Annotated in this window: 10 protein-coding genes; 8 read left to right on the forward strand and 2 right to left on the reverse strand. The window is 39.3% G+C overall.

The features are described 5' to 3' along the window. The first annotated feature begins 201 nt into the window (after nucleotides 1-201). The 8 genes from mltG to IGI64_RS04315 all read left to right on the forward strand — a co-directional run bounded on the left by mltG (nucleotide 202) and on the right by IGI64_RS04315 (nucleotide 9061). The gene (mltG, locus tag IGI64_RS04280) at nucleotides 202-1380 is read left to right on the forward strand and encodes an endolytic transglycosylase MltG (protein ID WP_016624085.1); all 1179 of its coding nucleotides are present in this window, start codon (nucleotides 202-204) and stop codon (nucleotides 1378-1380) included. A 127-nt stretch (nucleotides 1381-1507) separates the two neighbouring features. Next, the gene (gene greA / locus IGI64_RS04285; RefSeq protein ID WP_016624084.1) at nucleotides 1508-1987 is read left to right on the forward strand and encodes a transcription elongation factor GreA; all 480 of its coding nucleotides are present in this window, start codon (nucleotides 1508-1510) and stop codon (nucleotides 1985-1987) included. Nucleotides 1988-2164: 177 nt separating this feature from the next. Beyond that, nucleotides 2165-2896 carry a cell wall-active antibiotics response protein LiaF gene (gene liaF / locus IGI64_RS04290; RefSeq protein WP_429939580.1) on the forward strand — a complete coding sequence of 244 codons (732 nt, stop codon included), beginning with the start codon at nucleotides 2165-2167 and terminating at the stop codon, nucleotides 2894-2896. After that, the gene (gene liaS / locus IGI64_RS04295) at nucleotides 2893-3960 is read left to right on the forward strand and encodes a two-component system sensor histidine kinase LiaS (protein ID WP_016624082.1); all 1068 of its coding nucleotides are present in this window, start codon (nucleotides 2893-2895) and stop codon (nucleotides 3958-3960) included. The genes liaF and liaS overlap by 4 nt, the downstream gene beginning before the upstream one ends. Nucleotides 3961-3966: 6 nt before the next feature. Next, complete coding sequence (locus IGI64_RS04300; protein ID WP_016624081.1) at nucleotides 3967-4599, forward strand: response regulator transcription factor; 633 nt, start codon at nucleotides 3967-3969, stop codon at nucleotides 4597-4599. A 182-nt stretch (nucleotides 4600-4781) separates the two neighbouring features. Next, nucleotides 4782-7901 carry an N-acetylmuramoyl-L-alanine amidase gene (locus IGI64_RS04305; RefSeq protein ID WP_429969559.1) on the forward strand — a complete coding sequence of 1040 codons (3120 nt, stop codon included), beginning with the start codon at nucleotides 4782-4784 and terminating at the stop codon, nucleotides 7899-7901. Nucleotides 7902-8090: 189 nt separating this feature from the next. Next, nucleotides 8091-8756 (forward strand): potassium channel family protein, encoded by a 666-nt coding sequence (locus IGI64_RS04310; RefSeq protein WP_016624078.1) that lies wholly within the window; start codon nucleotides 8091-8093, stop codon nucleotides 8754-8756. 11 nt (nucleotides 8757-8767) lie between these two features. Next, nucleotides 8768-9061 (forward strand): HesB/YadR/YfhF family protein, encoded by a 294-nt coding sequence (locus tag IGI64_RS04315; RefSeq protein WP_429939582.1) that lies wholly within the window; start codon nucleotides 8768-8770, stop codon nucleotides 9059-9061. Nucleotides 9062-9110: 49 nt separating this feature from the next. On the opposite strand, the gene IGI64_RS04320 is transcribed toward IGI64_RS04315, so the two are convergent. Next, a complete protein-coding gene (locus IGI64_RS04320) occupies nucleotides 9111-10058 on the reverse strand; it encodes a phosphoglycerate dehydrogenase (protein WP_429939583.1) in 948 nt (315 codons plus the stop codon). A 716-nt stretch (nucleotides 10059-10774) separates the two neighbouring features. Further along, a complete protein-coding gene (locus IGI64_RS04325; RefSeq protein ID WP_016624075.1) occupies nucleotides 10775-11581 on the reverse strand; it encodes a DUF1189 domain-containing protein in 807 nt (268 codons plus the stop codon). Between the last annotated feature and the right edge of the window lie 13 nt (nucleotides 11582-11594).

Raw genomic sequence — 11594 nt, forward strand, 5'->3', positions numbered from 1 at the left:
AAAGAGTTAATCAAATAAAAAAGGCTGGCTGACATTTGTCCCAGTCTTTTTCGCGTATCTTTTGTCTGACTAAACTAAAAAAAGTTTGAAATTTTTTTGAACAATTGAAGAATCTCGAAAAATCAATTCACCTCTTACAGAATTTCATGTATAATGATGGAAGTTACGAACTTGAGAGTATGAGAGTAAGGAGGAGTTGTTTTGTCAGAAAACAAACAACGTCCAAGAACGAGAAGGAAACAGACCGATGAACAGAATGGTCTAAGCGATTCGATCGTCAAGCGAAAGACTATTCGTAAGAAAGAAGATAAAGTCGTACGAAAAATCATTTGGGTGATCGTGGTGACTTTACTTGTAGTAATTGGTGTTTTTGGGTTTACGATCTATCGATATGTCGACAGCGGCTTACAACCTCTGGACGCGTCAAAAGACAGTTTAGTCCAAGTTGAGATTCCAAGCGGTTCGTCAAATAAACAAATCGGAGAGATCTTAGAGAAAAACGATGTGATCAAAAGCGGGATCGTATTTAATTACTATACTAAATTCAAAAATTTCACCGGGTTTCAAGCCGGATATTATCAAATGGCACCAAATATGACATTAGATGAAATCAGCAAAATGCTGCAAGGCGGCGGTACAGCAGAGCCGACAGATGTAGCTGACGGCAAGATCACTATTCCAGAAGGATACAGTATCGATCAAATTGCTGTTCGTGTAGCGAAAGTTACCGGAAAAGACAAAGAAGAATTTCTTGATTTGATGAAAAATGAAGACTTCTTCAACGAGCTGAAAAATAAATATCCTGAACTGCTGGAAAGCGCTGGTCAAGCAAAAGATGTCAAATATCGTTTAGAAGGCTATCTTTTCCCAGCAACGTATAACTATTACAAAAATACTTCATTGAAAGATATCGTTGATCAGATGGTCGGCAAGACGAATTCGATCATGCAGCCTTATTTCCAAACGATCAAACAGCAAAACCACACTGTTCAAGAAGTGATGACGCTTGCTTCGTTAGTGGAAAAAGAAGGGGTCAAGGAAGAAGACCGAAAAAATATCGCACAAGTATTTTACAATCGTATTGCAACTGACATGCCGCTTCAATCAGATATCTCTGTGTTGTATGCGTTAGGCGAACACAAAGAATTTGTAAGTTATAAGGATACGGCAGTAGATTCACCATACAACTTGTATACGAATGCGGGATATGGGCCTGGACCATTCAACAGTCCGAGTGAAGACTCGATCAAAGCTGTTTTAGAGCCAACACAAAATGAATACTATTATTTTGTTGCAGACATCAAAACAGGAAGAGTTTATTTCGCGAAAACTTACGAAGAACATCTGGCATTAAGAGAGCAATATGTCAATAACTCTTAATAAATAGACAGAAACAAACAAGTGTATGTAAATTTATTTACATTTAAAGGAAAGAGTGGTAATCTTTCTTGGGCTATGAACAAAAGATTACTTACGGAACTTTATAGAAAAGAAGGAGACATTATATATGGTAGAAAAAGTTTATCCAATGACTTTAGAAGGTAAAGAAAAATTAGAGCAAGAACTTGAAGAATTAAAAACAGTCAAACGCGGCGAAATCATCGAACGTATCAAAATCGCACGCAGCTTCGGCGATTTATCAGAGAACTCTGAATACGAATCAGCAAAAGACGAACAAGCTTTTGTGGAAGGCCGTATCACGACTTTAGAAACAATGATCCGTTTTGCACAAATCATCGATAATGATGGTGTAGATGAAGATGAAGTATCAATCGGTAAAACAGTCACATTCATTGAACTTCCAGATGGAGAAGAAGAAGAATATACAATCGTCGGCAGTGCAGAAGCTGACCCATTTTCAGGAAAAATCTCAAATGATTCCCCAATCGCACAAGCGTTGATCGGGAAAAAAATCGATGATGAAGTAACCATTGCAACACCAGGCGGCGACATGCTTGTGAAAATCACAAAATTGGAACAAGCGTAAGCTGATTTTTATACTAAGAAAATGAGATAAGCCGGGATTTACGAATTTTGTTTGGAAAATTTCGTAGATTTCGGCTTCTTTATTTGTAAAAAACAGTCATTTACATCTCGGGACCGATAGCCAAAAGCCTGAGAAATAGGTATGATTAGAGAGAAAGTGATAAAGGAGGGCAACGAAATGAATAGTTCTTGGCGCTTTTTTTTAGTAGTCGAAGCGTTGCTGCTGTTATTTGCTGTTTGGCAGATCGTTAATAATATAGGACTTCTTATTTTAGTACTATTTGGTATTTTTAATATTTATCTCGCATTCCGAAAACAACCGCGAACCAGATTTCAAAATTTCCAGATGATCCTGGGAAGTTTAGTCATATTCATTAGTTTAGTCAATAGCCCTGCACTGTGGCTGATGGTGATTTTTGCTATTTTATTCATTGGCTTAAAAGGTGTGGAAATCTCGGGACTTGATTTGACGAAAAATGCTTTTTGGCGGAAAAAACAAATGATCATGGTACAAACAGAACAAGTAAAAAGCCATAATAGTGAACGAACAAAACAACAATTATTTGGAAATCAACGAATCGGCACCCAAGTATATGAATGGGACGATATAAATATTGCGGTTTTTTCAGGTGACACGATTATTGACTTAGGGAATACACTTTTGCCTAAAGACGACAATATCGTGATTGTCAGAAAAGGATTTGGACGTACAAGGCTCTTGGTACCTGTTGGCGTGGCGATCAGTTTAGAACACGCAACATTATTCGGGAATGTATTGTTTGAAGAAGAGCATCTTTCTCTTAAAAACGAATCTATCCGAATCTACAGTAATGATTACGATGAAAATCCTCGTCGATTAAAAATCATTACGAATATTCTTTTAGGTGACATCGAGGTGATACGTATATGATCGGAAAGATCTCCCGCCCGATGTTCTCATTATACGTATCGCTAAGTACCTTTTTAGTCATGCTTTTTGCGTTATTCACTTATTTTTATGCAAGTAAACAGACCCATCTTTGGGCAGAATTGCTGCATGCACGTTTGCTTTATGTGCCGCTGATTTTTCATCTATTTGCTATTTCTTTGGGGATGGGATTGATTGCTTTTTTATTAATGACTGTTATTCAGAAGTCAAGATATGGTAAAATCGAAGAAAAATTGCGCGCCTTGTCAATGGGAAATTATGAATCAAAAGTGATTGACAAACCCATTCCAAGCGCAGAAGATGATCTATATATCGAAGAAGTTGACCACGAAATCAATAAAATCAAAGAAAAAATGGTAGAGATGTCCAGTGAGCTCCAAATACTTAACAGCCGGCCGCAATACGTAGATGGACAAACAAAAGAAGAAATCTTAGAATTAGAACGGCATCGTTTGGCCAGAGAACTGCACGATTCTGTTTCTCAACAGTTATTTGCTGCGATGATGATGATGTCAGCTTTGACAGAGCAAGCAGAAAAAACGAATGCTCAAGAAAATTTCCAAAAGCAGCTTAAAATGGTGGCAGAGATCATCAATGCTTCCCAATCAGAGATGCGTGCGTTATTGCTGCACTTGAGACCGGTGAACTTGGAAGAAAAGAGTTTGAAACAAGGTATCGAGCAATTATTAAGAGAACTTCAAAACAAGATCCAAATTTCTCTGAAATGGGAAATCGAAGACATCAAATTATCAAATTCGATCGAGGATCATTTATTCCGAATCGTCCAAGAACTTCTTTCGAACACGCTGCGTCATGCTAAAGCAAATGAATTGGAAGTTTATCTCCAACGAATCGATAACAATCTTTTATTACGTGTCGTGGATGATGGGACTGGTTTCAATATGAATGAAAGCAAAACAGGAAGTTACGGGCTGAATAATATCAGAGAACGGGTGGCTGGTATTGGCGGCACAGTAAAAATCATTAGTTTTAAAGGACAGGGCACAAGCGTAGAAATCAAAGTCCCATTAATCAAGGAGGTTTAGCAGAAGATGATCAAAGTAATGCTGGTAGACGATCACGAAATGGTTCGTTTAGGCGTTTCTTCTTACTTGTCGATCCAAGATGACATTGAGGTAGTGGGAGAAGCAGAAAATGGCAGAGAAGGCTATGAAAAAGCAATGGAATTGCGGCCAGATGTCATTTTGATGGACTTAGTCATGGATGAGATGGACGGTATCGAGTCTACAAAGAAAATCTTAAAAGACTGGCCGGAAGCAAAAATCATCATCGTAACAAGTTTTATTGACGATGAAAAAGTATATCCTGCCATCGAAGCAGGGGCTGCTGGTTATTTGCTCAAAACATCAACTGCGCACGAGATCGCAGATGCTATTCGTGCAACACAACGAGGCGAACGAGTACTCGAACCAGAAGTGACAAGCAAGATGATGGAAAAAATGAGCCGCAGAAATGAACCGATCCTTCATGAAGAATTGACGAATCGAGAAAATGAGATCTTGATGCTGATTGCGGAAGGAAAGAGCAATCAGGAAATTGCGGATGAATTATTTATTACGTTGAAAACTGTAAAAACACATGTTTCGAATATTTTGGCTAAACTGGAAGTGGATGATCGTACCCAAGCAGCGATTTACGCTTTTAAACATGGACTAGTCAAATAAATCCCAAATAACTTATTTTAGAGTCAACTGCAGAATATATTTCTATTATAGAAGTATATTCTGCAGTTTTTTCGTTCAAAAAAACAAGATAGTTGTATTTTTTTGTCTAATCAACTTTTCATTATTCGCTTTTTATAGTTTAATATTAGATAGGGGATTAATTAAATGTTTTGGAGGAAACTATGATAAAAAAGTGGATAGGCTGTTTTTCAGCATTATTATTATTGACAGGAAGCATTACGCCTAGCGTACATGCTGTGACACAAACAACGACGAGTGGGAATCAAGTACAGAGTTCTGAAAACGTTTTGGAGAGTACTCAAAGCAGTTCACAAACTGAAACCGATTCATCAACCAGCGAAATAAATGAAAGCACTATTTCGTCAACGACAGATACAACGACTGAGATAAACAGTTCAGAAGCACAAGATGAGAATAGTGTGGAAATCAATGAAACCAATTTCCCAGATGAACATTTTCGTCAATGGCTCGCAGAAAATATCGATCAAGAGAAAGATGGTGTCTTATCTCATGAATTAACGGATACCAAAGAATTGATCATCAATGAGGAAGAGATCGAATCGCTTGAAGGAATCACATTTTTCAAAAACTTAGAAAAATTAGATGTCCAAAAAAATGCACTTAAAGAATTAGACGTTCATTCATTGGAACATTTATCTTATTTAGATGTTTCATATAATCAGCTGACAGATTTAGATTTATCGGAAAATGATCAGCTGACATTCTTTGCTGGCGGACATCAAACCATCGAGACAAAAGCGGTATTTTCGCAGGAAAAATGGCAGATCCAAGATGAGGCCTTACAACCTGATCCGGAAAAACTGTCAATCACTTCGCCAGAATGGCAATATGAAGAAGGGATGTTTACTTCTGAACAACAAGTGCCTCTGACTTATGAATACATACTTGATTTTTCTGAAAAGGCTGTTTTGGATGAAAAATCAGATCAAAATTTGTCGATTCAAGCAGAGATCCAATATGAAGAAAAGTCACCTGAAGCAATCACTCCAGATGAACAGTCGCTAACACTAGCACCTGGGGAAACAAAAGAATTAACTTACACAACTGTACCTGAAGAAAGTAAAATCAAAGAACCAGTTTGGGAAACAGAAGATCCAGCAATTGCCTCTGTAGATGAATCAGGCGTAGTGACAGCAGTCTCCCCTGGACAAACAATCATTACGTTGAAAGATGGCGAAAGCAAGCTAGGAACATTTGACATAACTGTGACGGAACCTGAAGAAACAGCAGCTTCTGAAACGACTGAAACATCGGAAACTTCAGAAAAAGCAGCGGAAGACAAGAAGCAAGAAAATTATACAGCGCGTGCAGCTGCGCAGCCGACGATCAGTTATGAGACGCATGTGAAAAATATCGGCTGGCAGCCTGCCCAAACAAATGGTGCAACAGCAGGTACGACTGGAAGAAATCTTTGGATGGAAGCAATCCGAATGAATGTTTCTGGTACAAACTTGACCGGAAATATCGAATACAGCAGCCATGTAAAAAATGTCGGCTGGCAAAATTATGTGAGAAATGGGGCTGTTTCTGGCACAACGGGAAGAGTACTCCAAATGGAAGCAATCAGAATAAGGTTAACTGGTCAGCTTGCATTAAACTATGATGTTTATTATCGTGTCCATACCGCTAACTTCGGCTGGTTAGGCTGGGCGAAAAATGGCGAGAATGCAGGAACAGCAGGATATGTTTACCAAATGGAAGCCATCGAAGTTCGATTAGTGGCGAAAAATCAAAACGGTCCGACAACAGGAAATGCCTTTTTGGAAAAGAACAGAAATAACCCAACTATTTCTTATGAAACACATGTAAAAAATATTGGCTGGCAGCCTGCGCAAACAAACGGTGCAACTGCTGGCACAACAGGAAGAAACTTGCAAGTTGAAGCATTTAGAATGAACGTTCTGAATACAACGATGACAGGCAACATCGAATACAGCGCACATGTCCAAAACATTGGCTGGCAAGGATTTGTAAGTAACGGAGCAATTGCTGGTACGACTGGACAAGTAAGACAAGTTGAAGCCATTCGAATCCGACTAACTGGCCAATTGAATCAATTTTATAACGTATTTTACCGTGTCCACACAGCGAATTTTGGCTGGCTTGGTTGGGCGAGAAACGGAGCAGATGCTGGTTCTGCCGGCTTTGTTTATCATGTTGAAGCCATCGAAGTTCAATTAGTACCAAAAGGTCAAAGTGCACCAGGAGGAGGAACTGCTTTTTATGACAGAAGTACTCTAGCGAATCCTAATGTAAATTACCAAGCACATGTTCGAAATATCGGTTGGCAAAATACACAAGCCAATGGAGGAACAGCAGGCACCACAGGACAATCAGGACGCGTCGAAGGCCTGCGCATCAATGTTAACGGTACACCAGTTCCGGGAGCAATCGAATATACAAGTCATGTCCAAAATATCGGCTGGCAAAGTTATGTCCGAAATAATGCATTATCAGGTACAACAGGGCGAGCGTTGAATGTGGAAGCGATTCGCATCCGCTTAACTGGTCAACTGAACCGCTTCTATGATGTCTATTATCGTGTCCATTCTGCTCGTTTCGGCTGGTTAGGCTGGGCAAGGAACGATCAGCGTGCAGGTACGTCAAGTTTGAACTTGCCAATGGAAGCAGTCCAAATCGTTATTGTTCGAAAAGGCGCGGCTGCTCCAGGTTCTACCGATACGCCTTACCGTACAAGTATTGATCACCTTTTCGTTATGGGACATGGTGTTGCAGATCCTGGTGCCACATATAACGGCGTCAATGAACGAGATTTCACAAGAAATGAACTTCTTCCATACTTAAGAAGATGGGCGGATCGTCTTTCTCAAAATCGAATCACTTTCTATGATACAAATGCAGATATGTTCCAAGATTCAAGAAGAATGCAAGGAGCATACACAATCAGTTCTACTTTTGCTTCTGTTACTGAGTTCCATTTGGATGCCGGAGCATTTGAGGTAAGTACTGGCGGTCACGTGATCGTTCACAGAGACAGTAATTTCAGAACAGCACAGAATTTCGCGATTGCGAATACGATCCGTGATCATGTCGGCTGGTGGGGCTCTGTGGCGCAAACAAACGGCTTAAGTGCTCGTGCAGATTTGCTGAATATGAATGTCTTGCATTCTAGAAATATCCCTTATCGTTTGGCAGAGCTTGGCTTCATCACAAACTCCAGAGATGTAGCGAATATCCGCCGAAATATCGATCAAATCGCCAAACGTATCGTTGAAGGAGCGACTGGCGAAAGCTTATAGATAAACCGAGTGATTTATTATAAAGAAAACAGCTATGGGTGAGAATGATTTACTTATCCATAACTGTTTTCTTTTTATTTTGAAAAAGATGTTCTTTCAAAAAAGTGATTTCAGTATCCATAACTTTTGTTTTCAAATGGGCTTTGTTATACTGATAATAAAAGCAGCTGCCTAAAAAGGAGAAAAAAAGTGAAACAAAATTTTGCGATTATTGGATTAGGCCGTTTTGGCGGAAGTATTTGCCGGACATTGATTGAATCGGGACAAGAGGTACTGGCAATCGACAGCAACGAAGACCGAGTGAACGAATATATGAATATTGCCACTCATGCAGTGGTGGCGAATGCACAGGATGAAATGACGCTTCGTTCCTTAGGTATTCGTAATTTTGACCATGTGATCATTGCGATTGGAGAAGACATCCAAGCAAGTATTTTGGTTACATTGATGGTCAAAGAAATGGGTGTGCCAAGTGTTTTGGCAAAAGCACAAAACGGCTATCATGCTCGGGTCTTGGAAAAAATCGGAGCAGATCGGGTCGTCCATCCAGAAAGAGATATGGGTATCCGTATTGCCCATAATCTTGTCTCAAAAAATATCTTGGATTATCTAGAACTTTCGGAAGACTATTCATTGGCTGAGATCCGAGTAGCAAATCCGAAATTTTTCAACAAGACTTTAGAAGAGCTGAATTTCAGACAACGTTATGATCTAACCGTGGTAGCAATTCGACGCCCGAATCAAAAAATCATCGTTTCACCAGCTGCTGACGAAGTAGTATTGGAAAATGATAATTTGGTCGTGATCGGTGAAACAGAAGATGTAGATATCCTTGATGATAAAATGAACCAATAGGAGTGGAAAAAATGGAATTGACAGTAACAGATAATGCACAAAAATGGTTCAAAGAAGAAGTAGCTCCGCCAGAAAATCTAGGTATTCGTTTTTTTGGTAAAGTCTACGGAAGCACAGAAGTTCACGAAGGTTTTTCGATCGGGATGACGGTGGAGAAGCCTGAACATCCTTTAATAGAACAAAAAATCAATGGGATCGAATTTTTTATCGATGAAGCAGATGAATGGTTTTTCAAGGGATTTCATCTAACCGTCGACTATGATCCTAAGTTAGATGAACCAGTTTACCATTTTGACGAAGTATAAAAAACACTGCGACACTTCTTTAAAGAGAGGTGCTGCAGCGTTTTTTTTCTTAATAGCCGGCGTTTAAGTCGACATTATTTCTTGTAATCATTTGGCGTGTCGTATACTCTTTGAGATTCTCTAAAAAGATCGCCATCAGTTTTTGTTGGAAATGAGCAGTCAATCCAGCAATATGCGGAGTGATGAGTACATTTTCCATGTCCCAAAGCGGATGATCTTCAGCTAACGGTTCTTCTTCGAATACATCTAGTGCAGCAAAGGCAAATTGTTGTTCAGATAACGCAGTGACCAAATCATCTGTTTTGACTGAAGCTCCGCGTCCTACGTTGATAAACAAAGCTTGTCTTGCAAAAAACTGAAACAATTCTTGATTGAAGAGATGATGAGTCTTTTCAGTCAGCGGCAAAATATTCACGACGATGTCCATATTAGGCAGAATATCTTTCAATTGTTCCAGTGGATAGGTTTTTTCAATGTTCTCTGCAGGATGTCCGGTGGTATTTACACCATAGACATTTATTCCTAATGACGCAGCTTTTTGCGCTAAACGTGTCCCGATATGTCCGGTCCCGATAATTAAGAGATTTTGATCTGTAATTGATTGGTAATGGATAGATTCAGGGTTCCAGCGATGATTTGCTTGTTCTCGGGAAGATTGGAAGAGCCCTCTGGAAATGCCAAAAATGATCCCAAGCACATGCTCTGCGATAGAATCTTGATGGATACCGCTGCCATTTGATAAAAGAATCTTTTTCTCAGCAAATTGTTTCAGCGGCAAGTAATCGACACCAGCAGAGATTGCTTGGACCCATTTTAAAGAAGGGGATTGAAGCAGCTGGTCTTGGTGTTCGCTATCCCATCCTAGAGAAATCTCGACATTTTCGAAATCTCCAGCTTGCAGTTCTGTTTTAAATTCATAATCAGGAGCAAGTGCAGCAATCTTTTCGACAAATGTCTCGCGGAAAGGACGTGTAGAATAAATAATTTTTTTTGCCATTTTTTGTAACCACCTTTCTAATGAAAAGTGTAACAAAGAAAAAACAAAAAACAAAAAGATATGAGTTGATAAAGTAGTTGCAGCAAGTGGTTTTTGTCCATAGTTAAACAACAAAAAAATGATCCAACAAATCTGATTGAAATAATAACCAAAAAAACAGCAAAACAATTTTATGTTTTGCTGTTTCACGGATTTCTTCATTAAGGCTCAAGTCAAAACGCTTTGTTTACGACCTCTATAAACGGTGTTCAAGAACCACCTCCTTCGGCACTAAGTCAGATTTTCACAAAAGTCTGAGATGCAACTTTTGAAAAATCTTCCTTACTGCTCGGAGCTGAGCGGTTCTTTCACAACCTCTATAAACGGTGCTCGCTCAGCTGTCCCTCGGTAATAAGCCAAAAAATGGCAAAATGTGAAAAGCCATTTCACCATTTTCTTTCTTATTACTCAGGCCATAACGCTGAGCTTACAACCTCTATAAACGGTGTTCACAAAGCTGACTTTCGGCATTAACTCAAAAATCCGCAAAACATGAGAAGCTGTTTCACGGATTTCTTTATTAATGCTCAAGTCAAAACGCTTTGTTCACAACCTCTACTTAAACGGTGTTCGCGAGCTAACTCCTTCGGCAATAAGCTGCTTCTCTGAAAAATATGAGAAGCTATTTCCCCGAGAAGCAGCTTATTGCTTGGAGCTGAACAGCTCGCTCACAACCTCTACTTACCTATAGGCACTTTTGGCCACTCTCTCGCCGCTTGGATAAAAATGAAGAGTCCCGCAAAAAGGATAAACATCGTTGTATCAAAAGTCGGCAGAAATACAAGCAATACCGTAGAGATCAAAACAGGCAAAGTAAAAGAATAGATCATCGTTTTCGCACATTCAAGAAAGGTTGCACGTGTCAAACGCAGACGAGCATAGATATACGCACTAAACGTTCCCATAATCAATAAAAACAGCAGATTAAGAAAACTTGGATAAATTGCGGCTAAAAACACAACGATTTTCACCCAGAAAGGGATTGCTGATTCGCCAAGCATATTGCGTAATTGCGTGCCGTCGAATCCTTGCAAGGTCTCGTTTGTATAAGAAACTTCCAACGTATTGTCGCCAAATAAGGAAGAAGTAAGGCCGGAATTTGGAAGAGCAATGACTAATTCATCTTTCAGTAAGCCAAAACTAATGAAATTTCCCATCAAATCAGTGGCAACATCTTTTGAAGTACGTTTTCCTTCGGGATCAAAAGTAAAGATGATCGAATTTGTCTGGTAAATGAATCCTTCCTTTTTTTCAGTATGGATCTTGCCGTCTTCAATCGTAAAATCAGGGATTTTTTCAGCAATCTGCTGACCGTCGGAATGGATACTGCGCAGCACTTGGGAAATTTGATAAGAAATCGGCAAAGCCATAATGATGCTTAAAGCCAAGAGGTAAATGATGGCTTTCCAAAATGGAACATCTCTTGAACTTTTTAGGTCTTTAAAACGGGTAAGAGAACTGATAATCAATTGTTTTGTTGTCATGGTAACTCCTTAT

Origin of the sequence: Enterococcus sp. DIV0210g (assembly GCF_050559705.1) — a bacterium.
Lineage (GTDB): Bacteria > Bacillota > Bacilli > Lactobacillales > Enterococcaceae > Enterococcus_B > Enterococcus_B faecalis_A.

Coding starts and splice junctions, on each gene's coding strand:
- IGI64_RS04325 (WP_016624075.1), bottom strand. CDS start 11,581: ATGACAACAAAACAATTGATTATCAGTTCTCTTACCCGTTTTAAAGAC.
- IGI64_RS04320 (WP_429939583.1), bottom strand. CDS start 10,058: ATGGCAAAAAAAATTATTTATTCTACACGTCCTTTCCGCGAGACATTT.
- IGI64_RS04315 (WP_429939582.1), top strand. CDS start 8,768: ATGGAATTGACAGTAACAGATAATGCACAAAAATGGTTCAAAGAAGAA.
- liaS (WP_016624082.1), top strand. CDS start 2,893: ATGATCGGAAAGATCTCCCGCCCGATGTTCTCATTATACGTATCGCTA.
- greA (WP_016624084.1), top strand. CDS start 1,508: ATGGTAGAAAAAGTTTATCCAATGACTTTAGAAGGTAAAGAAAAATTA.
- liaF (WP_429939580.1), top strand. CDS start 2,165: ATGAATAGTTCTTGGCGCTTTTTTTTAGTAGTCGAAGCGTTGCTGCTG.
- IGI64_RS04305 (WP_429969559.1), top strand. CDS start 4,782: ATGATAAAAAAGTGGATAGGCTGTTTTTCAGCATTATTATTATTGACA.
- IGI64_RS04300 (WP_016624081.1), top strand. CDS start 3,967: ATGATCAAAGTAATGCTGGTAGACGATCACGAAATGGTTCGTTTAGGC.